Raw genomic sequence first — 17,262 nt, 5'->3', positions numbered from 1 at the left:
CACCTCCTGACCCCGGTCCTCACCCCAGGGTTCCCCCATCGCCCCCGGCCCGCACGGCGGGAGCGCACGACCCGGGCCACCGGGGCAGTGGCGAGGGAGGCATTCGTGCAAGCGCTCTCTCCCCGCTCGGTCGTGCGATGCGCCTTACGCTCGTTGCATGACCGAAATCGCGAGTCCCTACATCTCCCGACCGCGGATCACGGTGCTGAAGGTCCAGCCGGGTACACCGCCGTTCCGGATCGTGGAGGTCGACGGCGAGATGATCGGCCGGGCGAGATCGCTCACCGATGTGCTGGAGTTCGCCGCCGAGGTGGGAATCCTCGTCCATGACCTCGACGATCCCGATGTGGTCCGCTGGGTGGGCGGCGACAAGCTCAGCTGGCATCCGCATTAGGCGGATCGGCGGACGACCTGTTGACCGCTCCGTCCGGAGCGGTCAACAGGCGTCGGACGGTCGGTCAGCCGACGGTCCACTTCTGGTTGGCGTTGCCGGAGCACGACCAGATCTGCAGCCGGCTGCCGTTGGCGGAGTTGTTGTCCGTCACGTCCAGGCACTTGTCGGCCTGGGGGTTGACGATGTCATGGGCCGCGGTGACCGTCCATTTCTGGTTGGCGCCACCGTTGCAGTCCCACAGCTGGACCTTGGAACCGTCCGCGGTGCCGCGCTCGACCACATCCAGGCACTTGCCCAGCGCCCGCAGCGTGCCGTCCGAGCCCACGGTCCACTTCTGGGCCTCGGTGCCGTTGCAGTCGTACAGCTGGACGGGGGTGCCGTTGGCGGAGTTCGCCGCCGCCACGTCCACGCACTTGCCCGCCAGCCCGGTGATCGGACGGCCGGAGCCGCCGGAGCCGGAGTCGGAGCCCGTCGTCACCGTCACCGAGTCCACGACGAGCTGCTGCGGGAACGAGGTGGAACCATCGGGGTCGCCCGGCCAGTAGCCGCCGACGGCGAGGTTGAGGATCAGGAAGAACGGCTTGTTGAACGCCCAGCTCCGCCCGCCCAGATCGGCCGGGGTGCGCCGCTGGTAGACGTTGCCGTCCACGGACCAGGTGATCGAGTCGGGCGCCCAGTCGACGGCGTAGGTGTGGAAGGCGTCGGCGAATGCCTGGCCGTTCGGCAGCGAGTACGCGGCGCCGATGCCGTCGGAGCCCGAGTAGCCCGGGCCGTGGATGGTGCCATGGACGGTCGACGGCTCGAAGCCGACGTTCTCCATCACATCGATCTCACCGCTGGCGGGCCAGCCGATCTGCCCGATGTCGTTGCCCAGCATCCAGAACGCGGGCCACATCCCCTGGCCGCGCGGGATCTTCATCCGGGCCTCGACATGGCCGTACTGTGCGGTGAACTTGCCCGAGGTGTTCAGCCGTGCCGAGGTGTACTCACACCTGCCGTACCAGCACTGGTAGTTCGACGGGTTCTCGCGGCGGGCGGTGATCACCAGATGGCCCTGGCCGTCCAGCGCCGCGTTGTTGGCGCCCGCCGTGTAGTACTGCCGTTCGTGGTTGTTGACGTTGTCGCCGGTCTCGATCTGCCACCTGGAGGAGTTGACGGCCGCACCGGCGGGGCCGTCGAAGGTGTCCGAGAAGACGGTCGCCTCCGCGGCCTGGGGTGCGGCCTGGGCCGGACCGGTGAAGGCCGACGCGGCGAGCACCGCGGAGAACGCGGCGATCAGGCATCTGCGCAACAGACGTGGGGAGTTCATGGCGCTCCCTTCCGTACGGCCGCCCGAGCACGGGCGTGCCGACCGAGGTGGGGGGACACCGGCGCGGCGCAGAGCGCCGACCGCGCCGGAAGGTTCCGTGGGGTGTTGTTTCGCTTCTTGATTCAAGAGGTGAAGTAAGGGAACGTCAAGAACCTGGTACAGACCACGACGTCGGGACGGCATTGAACGCGGCCGCACTCATCTCCGTACGGGATGGGGGCCGTTCAGTCATTCACGCCCGGACATGACGTGGAGGAGTACTCCCTTGAAACGCAATTCGCGCAGACGACCGACAGGCGCACGGCGCGCCACCTTCGCAGCGGTCGCGCTGATCGTCGGCGGAGGGGGGCTGATAGCGGCGAACGTCTACGCCTCGGCATCCGAAGTCGGCTGGGGCGGGGCGAACGACGGTGAGCAGACCGTCTCGTCGGAGACGGTCACCATCGACTGCCCCGATCTCGGCACCCGGCTGACCGAGGTGCCTGAGCCGGCGAGGGCGGAGGTCGACAAGGAACTCGCCCTGCTGGACCAGCAGATCACCGAGGCGTACGGCAGACTGGCCGGTACGCGTGAGGCCCAGGCGGAGGACGACGGGTTCGTCCAGAACTCGATCCTCGGCCCGCTCAAGGACAAGCGGACCGCGGTGATCGACCGGATCAAGACCGACCTCGAACGGGCGGGAGGCACCGCACCGGACGGGATCGACGAACTGGCCTCGTGCACCGGGATGCCCGCCGAGCAGGCGCAGCCCGTCGCCGACACGGGTGACGACGGCGCGGCGCAGAACGACGACAGTGCTCAGCCGGGCGACGGAGCCGGGCAGGGCGACGACGGCCAGGCCGCCTCAGGCCCCGTCGCCTCGGACTTCGTGGACATCACCACCGTGCAGCCCAACGTCAAGGAGCCCGCTCGGCAGTCCGGCGCCTCGACCGGCGGGTTCGTCACCGAGTGCGGGGTGAACGCGAACAAGAACCACAACACCGACAATGTGATCGTGGCGCCGGGCGTGTCCAACGGCGCGCACCATCTGCACGACTATGTCGGCAACCAGTCGAACGACGCCTTCGCCACCAACGACTCCTTCGCCGCGGCGCAGACGACCTGCCGCGACCAGGACGACAAGTCCTCGTACTACTGGCCGGTGGTGCGGGTGCAGGACGGCACCCAGGACTTCGACCAGGAGGCCGACGGCGGCGGCAAGGAGGGCAACGTCGGCAGGATCCTGAGCGCCGAGCAGGCCCAGATCAAGTTCATCGGCAGCCCGACCGGCAAGGTCGTCGCGATGCCGCGGTTCCTGCGCATCATCACCGGTGACGCCAAGGCCTTCACCAATGGCACGGCCAACGCCAACGCGCACTGGAGCTGCACCGGTTTCGAGGACAAGGTCCAGCTGACCGACGCGTACCCGCTCTGCCCGCAGGGCAGCAAGGTCGTGCGGACGTTCGCCTTCCAGAGCTGCTGGGACGGCCAGAACACCGACAGCGCCAACCACCGCACCCATGTGGCGTTCGCCGACGAGGCCGGCAACTGCGCCGAAGGTTTCCGGGCGATTCCGCAGCTGACGATGCGTCTGGTGTACGACGCCCCGCGGCCCGTCGTCCGCGACGGCCAGGTCGAGAACCCCTATGCGGTGGACGGCTTCCCCGAGCAGCTGCACAAGCCGATCACCGACCATGACGACTTCATCAACGTCATGACCGAGGGCCTGATGGACAAGGTGGTCGACTGCATCAACAGCGGCCGCCAGTGCGGAGCCGGCGCCGACGATCCCTCGCGGGAGGAGCCGGCTCCCTCGGACGAACCCTCCTCCGGCGGCGACACCCCGAAGGACCCCGGCAAGGGCGCGGGCACCCAGACGCCGCAGCCTCCGGCCGGCACGGCGGACACCGGTCAGAACGGTGCAGGGGACGGGGGAGCGAAGGACGGCGGCGCCAAGGGTGACGGCGCGAAGGACGGTGCTGCCAAGGGTGACGGCGCCAAGGACGGCGGTGCGAAGGACGGCGGTGCCAAGGGTGACGGCGGCGCCGAGGACGACCGCGCCGGGGCCGGCTCCGAGGTGGACACCGCGCCCAAGGCCGCCCGGAGCGATGCGCCCACGGTCGAGCAGAGCGCCGCGGACGACTCCGGTACCGACACCGAGGCGGTCTCCGAGCAGGCCGCGTCCACCCCGTCGGAGACCCGGCCGCAGGCGGTGACGGGCGGACTTGCCGACACCGGAGCCCGGCTGTGGCCCGCTGCCGCGGGAGCGGTGCTGGTGACCGCGGGTCTGCTGCTTCTGCGCCGCCGGCGCGCGTAGGACCACCCGGGACGAGCGAAGGCGGCGGGGACCGACACGGTCTCCGCCGCCTTCGCTCGTCCCGGGTGCTCAGGGCCGCCCGGCGGCCGGCACCTCCTCCTCCGCGCGCACCGGCCCCGGCGGGGTCCCGTCACCGAACGGACGTCCGCCCAGCTGCTCCCGGCCGTGCGGGGTGAGCCAGCCGCCGAGGTCGGGGCCGAGCGGCACGACGGCGGTCGGGTTGATGCCCGTGTGGACCTGGTAGTAGTGCCGCTTGATGTGGTCGAAGTCGACGGTGTCGCCGAAGCCGGGCGTCTGGTAGAGATCCCGGGCGTACGCCCACAGCACCGGGTCCTCCGTCAGCTTGTGGCGGTTGCACTTGAAGTGGCCGTGGTAGACGGCGTCGAACCGCACCAGCGTGGTGAACAGCCGGATGTCGGCCTCGGTGATCGTGTCCCCGACGAGATAGCGCCGCGCCGCCAGCCGCTCCGAGAGCCGTTCCAGCCGGCGGAACACCTCCGTGCAGGCGCCGTCGTACTCCTGCTGGTCCGTGGCGAAGCCCGCCCGGTAGACACCGTTGTTGACATCCACGTACACGGCGCGCATCACGTCGTCCATCTCGTCGCGCAGCCGCTCCGGATACAGGTCGGGTGCCCCGTCCCGGTGCAGCGCCGACCACTCGGTGGCCAGGTCGAGGGTCAGCTGCTGGAAGTCGTTGGTGACCAGCTGTCCGGAGGGCACGTCCACCACCGCGGGCACACTGACCCCGCCGGGGTAGCCCTTCTCCCGGGCGTCGTAGGCCTCGCTGAGGAAGCGGATGCCGAGGACGGGGTCGCGGTCGCCGGGGTCGAGCGTGAAGCGCCAGCTGCGGTCGTCCTGGATCGGATCGACGACGGCCATGGACAGCGCGTCCTCCAGCCCGAGGAGCCGCCGTGAGATCACGGCCCGGCTCGCCCAGGGACAGGCCCGGGAGATCACCAGCCGGTAGCGGCCGGCCTCCACCGGCCAGCCGTCGCGCCCGTCCGCCGTGATGCGGTCGGCGAAGTGACTCGTGGACCGCTTGAACTTCTTCTTCCCGTACGCACGGTTGCCGTCGGTCATACGACTCCTCCTCACACGGGCGGTCGGCCCGCACACCGTTCGGGTTCCCCGTTCTCCACCTGGCGGCCGGCGGCCGGCCGGACTGTCATGGGCGACGCCGGCGCCCCGGCGCGCGCGGCGGTCCGCCGACGGGACGGGGACGAGAAGGGCCCCGCCGTGACGGGGGAACACGGCGGGGCCTGACGGACGAATGCCCGGACGTACACGGATCATGCGTGCCGATCCCGGAAACCGGTGCGCCCGGCGCGGGGACCGGCGGGACATCCGAGCCGTGCGCACGGGATCGTCCGAGCGGGGGCGGGCGCCGGGCCGTACGAGACCGTCGTACGACCCGGCGCCCGCGCGCTCACCTCCCGGACGGCTCCAGCACGAACACCGGGATCTCGCGGTCCGTCTTCTTCTGGTAGTCGGCGTACGGCGGGAACGCCGCGACCGCCCGCTGCCACCACTCGGCCTTCTCCTCGCCCGTGACCTCACGGGCCGTCATCTCCTGGCGCACCGGCCCGTCCTGGAGCTCCACACCGGGATTCCGGGTGATGTTGTGGTACCAGACCGGGTGCTGGGGCGCGCCGCCCTGCGAGGCCACCACGGCGTACCGGCCCTGGTGCTCGACGCGCATGAGCGGAGTCTTACGGATCTTGCCGCTCCTGGAGCCCAGGGTCGTCAGGATGATCACCGGCAGTCCCGTGTCGAGCAGCGTCGTCCCCTGGGTGCCGCCGGAGCTCTCGTACAGGTCGACCTGTTCCCGCACCCACTGCGTCGGGCTGGGCTCGTACTCGCCCTCAAGAGGCATGGCATCCGTCCCCTCATCGCTCACTCTGTCGTCACCTGCATGGCGGGTACCTCCTCGGCCCGGGACCGCCCGGGACCGCGGGGGAGCACCGCTCGAAGATTCAACACCAGCCGCCGACGGTTTCATCCACACCACACGCCTTCCGGCCCCGGCCCGCCTGCCGCCCTCGTACGGAGACCGGCCAGACCTCTCCCGCGCCGGGGAACGGTTTCCGTCAGCGAGGCGCGACCGCCGTCCGCGCCGCCGGCGAGCGGCATATGCGCGGGCGACCGCATCACGACCGAATTACGATGAGCGGAGAGGGGGCGCAGCCTGCGTCCCCGTGATGTGTGTGCGGCATGAGCCGCCCGGCCGGACGACATGCTTCGGCCACATACGGCATCCGGCGGATCTGGCCGGACTTCGGGTGGCTCCGTAGATGCCTCGGGCATCTAATGATGATCGGCAAGAGCGAATCGTCGCGTGCGAGGTCATTCATGACAAAACCTGATACGATCGTCTCGGAACCCGTCGCCTTCCCCCAGGACCGCACCTGTCCGTACCACCCGCCCACCGCCTATGAGCCCTTGCGTGAGGAGCGGCCCCTGAGCCGGGTCACCCTGTACGACGGGCGTGACGTCTGGGTGGTCACCGGGCACTCCGCCGCCCGTGAGCTGCTGGCCGACCCGCGGCTGTCCACCAACCGGGACCGGCCCGGCTTCCCGGTCACCAACGAACGCTTCGCGGCCTTCCGCCGCCGCAGGGTCGCGCTGCTCGGCCAGGACGACCCCGCGCATCACACCCAGCGCCGCATGCTGGTGCCGAGCTTCACCCTCAAACGGGCCAACTCCCTGCGCCCGCGCATCCAGGAGACCACCGACCGGCTGCTGGACGCCATGGAGGCCGCCGGGCCGCCCGCCGAGCTGGTGAGCTCCTTCGCGCTGCCCCTGCCCTCCATGGTCATCTGCATGCTGCTCGGCGTCCCCTACGCCGACCACGAGTTCTTCGAGGAGCAGTCCCGCAAACTGCTGCGCGGCCCCACCGCGGACGACAGCCTGGGTGCCCGGGACCGACTGGACGCCTACCTGGGCGAGCTGATCGACCGCAAGCGCAAGGAGCCGGGCGACGGGCTGCTCGACGAACTGATCGAGGAGCAGCTCCGCCAAGGGGCGCTGGACCGGGAAGAACTGGTCTCGCTGGCCACGATCCTGCTGATCGCCGGGCATGAGACCACCGCCAACATGATCTCCCTCGGCACCTTCACCCTGCTCCGCCACCCCGAACAGCTGTCCGAGCTGCGATCCGACCCGGGGCTGATGTCCACCGCGGTCGAGGAACTGCTGCGCTTCCTGTCCATCGCCGACGGGCTGGTGCGGGTGGCCACCGAGGACATCCCCATCGGGGGCACCACCATCCGGGCCGGCGAGGGCGTCCTCTTCTCCACCTCCGTCATCAACCGTGACACCACCACCTTCCCGGAGCCGGACACCCTCGACTGGCACCGGTCGGCCCGTCACCATGTCGCCTTCGGGTTCGGGATCCACCAGTGCCTCGGCCAGAACCTGGCCAGGACCGAGCTGGAGATCGCCCTGCGCACCCTCTTCGAAAGGCTGCCCGGACTGCGCCTCGCCGTCCCGGCGGACGAGATCCCCTTCAAGCCGGGCGACACGATCCAGGGGATGCTGGAACTCCCCGTGACCTGGTAAGAGGCTGCGACCATGACCAACGACACCTCCCTCGCCATCTCGATCGACAAGGACGTCTGCATCGGATCGGGCCAGTGCGCCCTCACCGCGCCCGACGTCTTCACCCAGGACGACGACGGCTACAGCGAACTGCTGCCCGGCAAGGAGGACGGCGGCGGCGACCCGCTGGTACGGGAGGCGGCACGTGCCTGCCCGGTGGGCGCGATCACCGTCTCCGAGAAGGGAAGCTGAACCCGCCCGGCACGGTGGCACCACAACCTCGCTCATCGAGAACGGCGAGGCGGCGCGCCCGTGCGGCCGTACGGGAACGGCGACCGCCTCACGGGAGGCGTCCTTCCCGTTCTCGATGAGCGTTCTCCACCCCCTACAGTGCACGCGTGACCGAAGACGCCCCCAAACCCTTTCTCTACGCCGTCGTCTGCGCCGCGGGCATCGCCCAGGACGTCGGCAAGCTGATCACGGCCGCCCAGGCGCGCGGCTGGGAGGTGGGCGTGATCGCCACACCGCTCGCGCTCCGCTTCTTCGACACCTCCGAGGTCGAGGCGCGGACCGGCCGCCCGATCCGGTCCGCCTGGCGCTCCCCGGGCGACCCGCGTCCGTTCCCTGACCCCGATGCGGTGGTCGTGGCCCCCGCCACCTTCAACACCCTCAACAAATGGGCCGCCGGCATAGCCGACACCCTGGCCCTCGGCACCCTGTGCGAGGCGTACGGGCTGGGCGTCCCGATCGCCGTGCTGCCCTGTGTGGGCGAGGCGCTGGCGGCCCACCCGGCCTACCGCGCCGGCCTCGAACGGCTCAGCGGCATGGGAGTCCGGTTCGGCGACCCCTACGCGGGCGGGACGGACCAGGGGGACCGGCGGGAGTTCCACTGGGAAGGGGCTCTGGACCTGCTCACACCCCACGGCTGACCCCGGCCGCGGCGCACGGACGGCCCACGGGGTGAACGGCGGGACGGCCCCGGGGCCCGGCGGGGCCCTGCGCGGCGGGTGAGCGGCGGAACGCCCGCCCGGGATCCCGCGTCAGCCGCGACCCGGCGTTCTACTGTCGTCCCATGACCGGAGACCGTTTCGCGCTGGCCGTTCACGAGCACGGCGGTGAGGGGCCGCCCCTGATCCTTCTGCACGGCGCCGGACGCACGCTCGCCGACTGGGCCGCCGTGGCGCCCCTCCTCGTGGTACGGCACCGGGTGCTGTCCGTGGACCTGCGCGGCCACGGCCGCTCGCCGTCGGGGCCCTGGCGGCTGCCCGAGGTCCTCGGTGACATCGAGCAGGTGCTGACGGCACACGGGATCCCGGGCGCCCTGCCCGTCGGTCACTCCCTCGGCGGGATGCTCGCCGTGCTGTACGCGCTGGAGCACCCGGATGTCACTCCCGGCGCGGTCGACCTCGACGGATTCGGCTGGGGACGCCCCGACCAGTATGTGGGCCTCGATCCGGACGTCGTCGCCGGACACCTCGTCAAGATGCGCGAGCTGAGCGTCGCCGGGCAGGGCAGGGAACTGTCCGCGGAGGGGCTCAAGGACCTGCTCGCCGAGCAGCGGGAGATCTCCGACCGACTGGGCATCCCGTACGAGCTGCTGGAGGCCGGTGTGCTGCGCGCCGTGCGCCGGCGCGACGACGGCGCCCTGGAGGTACGGCCCGGACGGCGGGACGCCCTGCAGATGCTCGGGGCCGTGGCGGGACTCGACCTCTTCGCCCTGTTCCGCAGGATGACCACACCGCTGCTGCTGGGCCGCGCCCGGCGGGCGGTGCCCGCGGTCACCGGCCCCGACTGGTTCGAGCCCATGATGGCCGCCTACGCCAAGGGACTCGCCCGCGATCTCGCCGCGCTGGCCGAGGAACGCGAGCAGGTGACCGTCGCCGGGATCGACGCCACCCACGCGATGCTGCTGGAGAACCCGAGGGCGGTCGCGGACGCGGTACTCGCCTTCACCGCCTGACCGGCCCGACCGGTCCTGCGGAATCTGCCCGGAGCATCACCGGCCCCGGCACGCCGTGCACAGAGGTGAATTTCCCGGGGAAGCGGTCCGGACGGTCTTCCGGAATTCCCGGCGCCCCGTGTCCGGTTGACTTCTCTTCAAGTCGTCGGCGCCCTACGGGAAAAGGAAACCGAGAAGCTCTCTTGTTCGGTCTCGGTGGCCTGTGCAAAGGTGTTCCCGTCGGCCCGAAACTTTCGGCACTTCTCGGTGTGGTCAGCGGCGTCGTGCGTCTTCCGCCGAAAAAGAGCCGTCTCGGGTGGATGTTCGAAATACGGGGCAATTTGTGGGCGTTCGCCGCGTCCTGACGGGTGGTCGGGTCTGTTTCTGTTTCCCTGTCTCCATTGATATGTACTGAAAACCTCTGCGTGGGCTTTGGAGAACCGTGGACGTACCTGCTGGGGACCGGCGGAATTCCCCCGACCCTGTTCCGCCGTACGACATGACGGACGAACAGCTCGCCGCCGAGCTGAAGTCGTCCGCCGGGAAGAAACCTGTGCACCGTCCGGTCGGTGAACTGCTCGGCCGGCACTGGGAGGCCGTTCACTCCTATGCCCGGCTGTGCGCCGACGGGGCGCACCCCGCCGGAATGCTCACCACCGCGGCGTTCACCCGGCTCTTCGAGGAGTCCGGGCGCGGGAGCGGACCGACGGCCGCATGGCGACCCGAACTGCTGGTCACCGTGCGGCAGCTGGCCGGGGAGTGGGACACCGACCACCGTCGGGCGCTGCTGCATCCCGCGTTGCGGTCCGGCCCGGGAGAGGAAGAGAGCGCCGCGGCCCGGCTGCTGCCGGCCCGGAACCGGCGGCTGATGTCCCTCGCCTTCCGGCGGATGGCCGAGCCTGACCGCTGCCTGCTGTGGCATGTCGAGGTCGAACGCGAGGAAGTCGCCGTTCCCGCGGCCCTGTTGGGGATCGACCTCGCCGAAGCGGCGGTGCGGCTGGAACGGGTGCGGGAACGGCTGCGCGAGGTCTGTCTGGACGTCCACCGCGAATCGGCCCCCGACGAGGAGTGCCGCCACTACTCCGGTCTGCTCGATGTCTCGCTGCGCCGGGCGGACCGTGCCCTCGATCCCGATCTCCGTCTCCACCTGGACGGCTGCCCGCACTGCCGGGACGCCGCCGGGCAGCTGGAGGGATTCCGCGACCGGCTTTCGCTCCTGCTTGCCGAGGGGGTGCTCGGCTGGGGAGCGCAGGAGTACCTGGACACCAAGGACGCGCGGAGCATCGGGGCCGGGGAGCCGCCGGAGCCGGAGCCTCTCGGAGCGGAGCCGCCGGCCGGCGACGCCGGTCCCGGCTCGGAAGGGAGCAAGGAGGCCAGTCCCTCCCGTCGCAGGACGGTGCTCGCCGTGGCCGCGGTGGGGGTGTTCGTCCTGGTACCGCTCGCCCTGTGGTCCGGCGTCCGCTCGGAGGGGCCGGCCGTGGTGGGGGCGCCCGCGCCCTCCGGGAAGTCCGCCCCGGCATCGTCGACTTCCCCCGGCGCGTCCCCGAAGCACGGTGCCGCCGTGCCCATGGCCGGCTTCGAGGGCCGGCTGCGCAACGAGGGCAACGGTCTGTGCGTCGGCCTCGACCGGGACAAGGCGGTCGTGGGCGCCGAAGCGGTACTGGTCCCCTGCGCCGCCGCCACGACCCAGCGATGGATGTACGCCACCGAGGGACCGCTGCGCAGCGCCGCCGCCCCCGATCTGTGTCTCGACTCCCGCCTCGGCTACGCGGTCCAGCTGGTCGCCTGCGCGGAACGGTCCGGGCCCGGGGCGGAGACCGACCGCTACGACGTCACCGACCGGGGCGTGATCGTCCCGCGCGGGAACCGGCAGCTGGCCCTCACCCCCGCCTCGCCGGAGCGCGACGCCGGGCTGGTGCTCCGGAACCGTACGGAGGACCCCGCCCAGCGCTGGATCGCCGACACCGCCGACACCGCGGACGCACCGAAGGCGGCCGACGGGCCGGCCGCGACGCCCCCGGGCACCGAACCGCCCCGGGCGGCCGGGAGCGCCTCGCCGCCGGTCCCCGGGCCGACGGGCACCGGCTCCGAGACGGGCCCGCGCTCTGCCCGGCCCGGCGAGCGCGGTGCCCCGGACGACCGGAGCGACCTGGGCGACGGCGACGGCACGGACGGAGAGGACGACTGGTACGACGCCCGGGACGGCGGGCGCTGATCCCCTCGGCGGCCGGCCGCGGTCTCACTCCTCCAGCAGGCTCAGCTCCGCCCAGATCGTCTTGCCGTCGGTGGTGTGGCGGCTGCCCCAGCGCTGGGTGAGCTGGGCCACCAGCAGCAGGCCGCGGCCACCCTCGTCATAGGTTCTGGCCCGGCGCAGGTGCGGGGCGGTGTGACTGCTGTCGGAGACCTCGAGGATCAGCGTGGCGGAGTCGTGGACCAACCGCAGCCGGATCGGGTGCTCGCCGTACCGGATGGCGTTGGTGACCAGCTCACTGACGACCAGTTCGGCGGTGAAGGCGGTCTCGCTCAGCCCCCGGACCTCCAGCTGCTCGACGACCTGTCTGCGGATCTCCGCCACCAGCGCGGGCGCGGCGGGGATCTCCCAGGTCACGATCTGCGAGGCGGGCAGCCCATGGGTGCGGGCGAGCAGCAGCGCCACATCGTCGGCGGCCCCGCCCCGGGGGAGCAGGGTGTGCAGAATGCGGGCGCAGGCGTCGTCGAGCGAGAACGGCGCCGGCTCGGAGCCGGGGGCGGCCGGGGCCCCGGCGAGGGCCGTGCACAGCAGTCTCCGGCTGCTGTCGGCGTCCCGCTCGGGGCTGTCGATCAGACCGTCGGTGTACAGGCCGAGCACCGTGCCCTCGGGCAGGTCGATCTCGGCCGACTCGAACGGCAGCCCGCCCAGACCCAGCGGCGGTCCGCTCGGCAGCTTGATCTCCCGCGGCGGCTCGCCCGGCGCCATCATCACCGGCGCCGGATGGCCCGCCCGCGCGAGCGTGCAGCGGCGTGAGACCGGGTCGTAGACGGCGTAGAGACAGGTGGCCCCCATCTCGCCGGTCGTGCCCTCCTGCCCGGCGTCCCGGGAGAGCCGCACCACGAGGTCGTCGAGATGGGTGAGCAGCTCGTCCGGCGCCAGATCGATGTCGGCGAGGGTCCGTACGGCGGTGCGCAGCCGGCCCATCGTCGCGGAGGCCGGGACGCCCTGGCCCACCACGTCGCCGACCACCATGGCGACCCGCATCCCGGACAGCGGGATCACATCGAACCAGTCGCCGCCCACCCCCGCCCGGGCCGCGGGCAGATAGCGGGAGGCGGCCTCCAGCGCGGCGGTCCGCGGCAGGGTGCGCGGCAGCAGGCTGCGCTGGAGGGCGAGCGCGGTCCTGCGTTCCCGGGAGAACCGGCGGGCGTTGTCGATGCAGACGGCGGCCCGTGCCGTGATCTCCTCGGCCAGCAGGACGTCGTCGGGGGTGAAGGGCTCCGGACGCCGGTACCGGGTGAGCACGGCCACCCCGAGTGTTCCGCCGCGGGCCATGATCGGCACGGCCATGGTGGAGTGCACACCGAGCCCGTCGGCCCGTGCGGCACGGGCACGGCCCCGGCCGGGCGGCTCGGTGAGCGGGCCGGGGACGTCCGTCCTGACCGTCGTCCGGCCGGACACCAGACAGGCCGCCTGGGGCGAGTGGGCCGGGTAGAGGCCGGACTGCCCCGGCTCCACCAGCGCCTGCGGGCAGCCGGGAGTCACCGACCGATGGGCGGCCCGGCGCAGCGTCAGCGGCGCGGTGAGCGTGTCCGGACGGGGCGCGGCCCCGTCGGCCGGCGGATCCAGCAGGTCCACGCTCACGAAGTCGGCGAGCGCCGGCACGCACACATCGGCCAGCTCCTGCGCGGTGCGTCTGACGTCCAGGGTGGTGCCGATGCGTACGCTCGCCTCGTTGACCAGCTGCAGCCGTTCCTGGGCCAGATCCTGTTCGGCCAGGTCGTGCGCGGTCACGGACACTCCGCACACCCGGCCGTCGCCGTCGGTCAGCGGGGTCAGCCGGACCAGCCAGCCGTGCGCGTACTCCTCCACGCCGGCGCGCAGCCGGGTGCGCACGTCCCGGGCCTGCCCGGTGTCCAGGACCTCCCGCGCCCGGCGCTCCAGGGCATCGGCCTCGGGCTTGCCGCCGATCTCCGACATCCGCAGACCGCGTATGCGCTCCAGAGGCAGCCCGATCACCTCGCCCATGGCGTCGTTGACGTCGCGCAGCCGCAGATCCTCGTCCCAGACGGCGATGGCACAAGGGGAACGGGCCGTCGCCATGCGCATCAGACGGTCGTGCCCGGCGGGCGGAGCGGAGCCGAGCGGAGCGAGCACCAGCCAGCCGCCGCCGGGCTCGTGTCGCCGGCGGTGGGCGAGCAGCCACAGGGACAGGGGGTGTCCGTCGCGGCGGCGCAGCTCGACCGTGCCGCTCCAGCGGGCCCCGCCCGGTCCGGGTGACGGCACCCGGCCACCCGGCACGAGCAACTCGGCGGCGGGACGGCCCTCGGCCTCACCCGGGGCGTAGCCCAGCAGCCGGCGCGCAGGCTCGTTCCACTCCACCAGAAGGCCGTGGTCGTCGACGACTGCCCGGGCCGTGGCGGCCTCGCCGGAGGGATGGACGGGGCTCATCGACGCCACTCCCTTGCACACACTCCCCGTGACCGAGTACATCACTCGTGCTCCAGCCTAGTGCCGCAGTGGTCAACACTCGCCCCGTATCGCCCCGATCCGCCCGCCGGCCGGGCCGGACACGGTGAGGGGCCGTCCGTGAGGGGTGAGCCCCACGGACGGCCCCGGTCCCCCCGGTCCGCCCCCCCGGTCCGCCCCCCCGGTCCGTCGCCTGTCAGGACGCCGTGCAGGCCCCGATGACGGGCGCAGAGGTGTTGCCGTTGGTCATGATGGTGAAGCCGAAGGTCGTCGAGGCACCGGCGGCCAGATTGCCGTTGCCGTTCGGCTTCATGGTCATGACGTTGCCGCTGCTGTCCCAGCTCGGTGAGCCGTTCCAGGTGGTGGAGATCTTCTGCGGTGAGGTGACGGTGACCTTCACGGTCCAGCTGCTGATCGGGGAACTGCCCGCCTTGACGGTCACATTGCCGTTGAAACGGTCGCTCCAGGTCTCCGCCTTGCTGTAGGTGGCGGTGCAGGTCGCGCCGGTGCCGCCACCGCCGTCCCCGTTGCCGCCCCCGCCGGAGGAGGAGCCGCCGAGCGCGCTCAGCACCGCGTCGTAGGCGGGCTTCTTGGCGTAGTTGGAGTCGAACAGCAGCGGAGTGCCGCCGCTGCGCCAGGAGTACTTGTCGGTGACGCCCCAGACGGTGATGCCGGTGCAGCGCGAGACGGCCAGACAGGCCTTCACCACATTGCCGTAGTTGGTGGCCTGGGCGCTGCCCGAGCCCTCGATGTCCAGCTCGGTGATGTGGACGTCCACGCCGAGATCGGCGAAGCGCTGCAGGTTCGCCTGGTAGTCCGAGGGGACCGGGGAGGCGCTGTTGAAGTGGGACTGGAAGCCCACGCAGTCGATCGGCACGCCCCGGGACTTGAAGTCCTTGACCATGTTGTAGACGGCATTGCTCTTCGCGTTGACGCCGTCGGTGTTGTAGTCGTTGTAGCAGAGCTTGGCGTTGGGATCGACGCTCCGAGCCGTGCGGAACGCCTCCTCGATGAAGCCGTTGCCGAGCTTGTCCTGGAAGGGCGAGCTGCGCCGGGCCCCGCTGGAACCGTCCTGGTAGGCCTCGTTGACGACGTCCCAGGCGTAGATCTTGCCCTTGTAGTGCTGCATCACCTGGGTGATGTGATTGTTCATCGCCGACCTGAGGTCGGTCGCGTTGAGGCCGCCGACCCAGGAGGGCAGCTGGGAGTGCCACACCAGGGTGTGCCCGCGGACCTTCATCCCCTTGCCCTGGGCATGGCTGACGATCTGGTCGGCGGAGCCGAAGGAGAAGGAGTTGCGGGAGGGCTCGGTGGCGTCCCACTTCATCTCGTTCTCGGGCGTCACCGCGTTGAACTCGGCGTCCAGGGTGGAGGCGTACGCGGACTCGCCCAGATGGCCGGCGGCCACGGCGGTGCCGAAGTAGCGGCCCTTGGCGGAGGCGGCGGAGGCGAGGGAGGTGGCGGCGTCGGCCGTTCCCGCCAGCGCGGTCGCGCCGGCCGTGGCCAGCAGGCCCGCCATGCCGAGGACCAGGGCCCGGCGCAGCCCGGAACGCCGGGGTCCGGGAACCGCGGGCGTGCTGCCGCGGGGCGGCGCGGAGGTGTGCGTACTACCGACGGCAATCATGGGCATGTCATCCCCTTCTGGGTGGCCGCAACCGGGGTGGTGCGGCCGGTGGAGTGGAGGGCGGATGAGCAGATGAGCCCATTCGAAAGTTTCGCTCGGCTTTCCGAATGGCTGGGCAGAACTTACGGGCGACCGCGAGGCGGGTCAACCGGTTGTGCGAAGATCGCCGTACGGAGGGTGGCTTTCCGGTTCTCCTCTGTCATGGCGGTTGACGCCGCGGAGCCCCGGCCCCTACCGTGCCGCGACAACGGCCGAAAAGTGCCGAAACTTTCGGCTCGCCGCAAGGTCTCCCGAGCCCGTACGCGGGTGGGCGGCTGGCGCCGGCCCCCTCCCGTCGAGCGCTCAGGCGCTCTTCGGCGGCGCCGTGCTCTGCCGCACCACCAGATGACTGGCGAGTTCGATGCGCAGGGACGAGGCGCGGGGGCCGGCCGGGCGCAGCAGCATCCGGGCCGCCTCCTCGGCCATCTGACGCAGCGGCTGGTGGATGGTGGTCAGCGCCGGGCTCGACCACTGGGCCAGCGGGACGTCGTCGTATCCGACGACCGAGAGGTCTCCGGGCACGCTCAGGCCCTTCACCCGCGCCGCCTCCAGCACACCGAGCGCCTGGAGGTCGCTGCCGGCGAAGATGGCGGTCGGCCGGTCCGGTCCGTCCAGCAGGTCCATGGCGTGTTCGAAGCCGCCCTGCACATGGAAGTCGCCGAACCGGATCAGCCGCGGATCGACCGTCAGATCGGCCATCGCCATGGCCGAGCGGTAGCCGTCGAGCCGGGCGAGGGAGCACATCATGTCCTCGGGCCCGGTGATGATGGCGATGCGCTCGTGCCGGTAGTCGGTGAGATGGCGGGTGGCCGCGAGGCCGCCGGCCCAGTTGGCGGACCCGACGGAGGGCACATCGGGATCCGGATCACCTGCCGGGTCCACGATGACGAACGGTATGGCCCGCGAGCGCAGTTGCTTCTTGACCTTGTCCGGGAGGGCGGAGAAGACCAGGACCACGCCCAGCGGACGGCGCCGCAGCACCCCTTCGATCCAGTCGGGCGAGGGCGCGTGCCGGGTGCCGCTCTCGGTGAGCACCACACTCGCCTTGGTCTCCTTGGCGACGTTCTCCACCCCGCGGATGAGCTCCATCGCCCAGACGCTCTCCAGCTCGTGGAAGACCAGCTCGATCAGCGGGGCCCGGGGCGCGCCCTGGGCCCGGCGGCGGTAGCCGTGCGTGTCCAGTAGCCGCTCCACCCTGGTGCGGGTCGCCTCGGCGACATCGGAACGGCCGTTGAGGACTTTCGAAACCGTCGACAGCGACACCCCGGCCTGTTCGGCCACCGCCGCCAGGGTCACTCGACCGTTCACCTCGTGGTCATCGCGCATGTTTCGAAGAATAGGGCACCGGATACTGGTAACGGTTTGGTCGCGCGCGTACCGGGCCGTTGACCGCCCGGGGTGCCTCCCCTACTGTCCGACAGCAGCGACTTTCGGCGATGGTGTCGAAACTTTCGAGAGGTATGC

The 17,262-nt window shown here is 71.4% G+C and carries 13 protein-coding genes; 7 read left to right on the top strand and 6 right to left on the bottom strand.

What is annotated here, in order from left to right; all coding sequences use genetic code 11:
- The first annotated feature begins 157 nt into the window (after nucleotides 1-157).
- Nucleotides 158-394, top strand: a complete 237-nt coding sequence (locus CP978_RS04385; protein ID WP_043437667.1) for a hypothetical protein — start codon at nucleotides 158-160, stop codon at nucleotides 392-394.
- Between the two features lie 64 nt (nucleotides 395-458).
- On the opposite strand, the gene CP978_RS04380 is transcribed toward CP978_RS04385, so the two are convergent.
- Nucleotides 459-1,703 (bottom strand): glycoside hydrolase family 16 protein, encoded by a 1,245-nt coding sequence (locus tag CP978_RS04380; protein WP_043437664.1) that lies wholly within the window; start codon nucleotides 1,701-1,703, stop codon nucleotides 459-461.
- Nucleotides 1,704-1,968: 265 nt separating this feature from the next.
- On the opposite strand from CP978_RS04380, the gene CP978_RS04375 reads away from it, so the two are divergent.
- Nucleotides 1,969-3,999: a DUF1996 domain-containing protein gene (locus tag CP978_RS04375; RefSeq protein ID WP_043437661.1), complete on the top strand. Its 2,031-nt coding sequence runs from the start codon at nucleotides 1,969-1,971 to the stop codon at nucleotides 3,997-3,999.
- Nucleotides 4,000-4,068: 69 nt separating this feature from the next.
- Here CP978_RS04375 and CP978_RS04370 read toward each other — a convergent pair whose 3' ends face one another.
- Entirely contained in the window at nucleotides 4,069-5,079 is a 1,011-nt protein-coding gene (locus CP978_RS04370) for a glutathione S-transferase family protein (protein ID WP_043437658.1), read from the bottom strand.
- A 346-nt stretch (nucleotides 5,080-5,425) separates the two neighbouring features.
- The gene (locus CP978_RS04365; RefSeq protein ID WP_043437656.1) at nucleotides 5,426-5,872 is read right to left on the bottom strand and encodes a nitroreductase family deazaflavin-dependent oxidoreductase; all 447 of its coding nucleotides are present in this window, start codon (nucleotides 5,870-5,872) and stop codon (nucleotides 5,426-5,428) included.
- 476 nt (nucleotides 5,873-6,348) lie between these two features.
- On the opposite strand from CP978_RS04365, the gene CP978_RS04360 reads away from it, so the two are divergent.
- The 5 genes from CP978_RS04360 (at nucleotide 6,349) to CP978_RS04340 (ending at nucleotide 11,690) form a co-directional block, all read left to right on the top strand.
- A complete protein-coding gene (locus tag CP978_RS04360) occupies nucleotides 6,349-7,557 on the top strand; it encodes a cytochrome P450 (protein ID WP_043437654.1) in 1,209 nt (402 codons plus the stop codon).
- Between the two features lie 12 nt (nucleotides 7,558-7,569).
- Entirely contained in the window at nucleotides 7,570-7,788 is a 219-nt protein-coding gene (locus CP978_RS04355; RefSeq protein ID WP_043437652.1) for a ferredoxin, read from the top strand.
- A gap of 146 nt (nucleotides 7,789-7,934) precedes the next feature.
- Nucleotides 7,935-8,465, top strand: a complete 531-nt coding sequence (locus CP978_RS04350) for a flavoprotein (protein ID WP_043437650.1) — start codon at nucleotides 7,935-7,937, stop codon at nucleotides 8,463-8,465.
- Nucleotides 8,466-8,608: 143 nt separating this feature from the next.
- On the top strand, nucleotides 8,609-9,496 hold the full coding sequence (locus CP978_RS04345) for an alpha/beta hydrolase (protein ID WP_043437649.1): 888 nt from the start codon (nucleotides 8,609-8,611) through the stop codon (nucleotides 9,494-9,496).
- Nucleotides 9,497-9,974: 478 nt separating this feature from the next.
- Nucleotides 9,975-11,690 (top strand): RICIN domain-containing protein, encoded by a 1,716-nt coding sequence (locus tag CP978_RS04340; RefSeq protein WP_150478141.1) that lies wholly within the window; start codon nucleotides 9,975-9,977, stop codon nucleotides 11,688-11,690.
- A gap of 24 nt (nucleotides 11,691-11,714) precedes the next feature.
- On the opposite strand, the gene CP978_RS04335 is transcribed toward CP978_RS04340, so the two are convergent.
- The 3 genes from CP978_RS04335 to CP978_RS04325 form a co-directional block, all read right to left on the bottom strand.
- A complete protein-coding gene (locus CP978_RS04335; RefSeq protein WP_043448134.1) occupies nucleotides 11,715-14,117 on the bottom strand; it encodes a SpoIIE family protein phosphatase in 2,403 nt (800 codons plus the stop codon).
- Nucleotides 14,118-14,331: 214 nt separating this feature from the next.
- Complete coding sequence (locus CP978_RS04330) at nucleotides 14,332-15,654, bottom strand: glycoside hydrolase family 10 protein (protein WP_052454523.1); 1,323 nt, start codon at nucleotides 15,652-15,654, stop codon at nucleotides 14,332-14,334.
- A gap of 447 nt (nucleotides 15,655-16,101) precedes the next feature.
- Entirely contained in the window at nucleotides 16,102-17,124 is a 1,023-nt protein-coding gene (locus tag CP978_RS04325) for a LacI family DNA-binding transcriptional regulator (protein WP_079162001.1), read from the bottom strand.
- Nucleotides 17,125-17,262: the final 138 nt, after the last annotated feature.

The sequence above is a fragment of the Streptomyces nodosus genome (genome assembly GCF_008704995.1).
In the GTDB taxonomy this organism is placed as follows: domain Bacteria; phylum Actinomycetota; class Actinomycetes; order Streptomycetales; family Streptomycetaceae; genus Streptomyces; species Streptomyces nodosus.
This window is presented reverse-complemented; position numbering and strand designations above follow the sequence as displayed.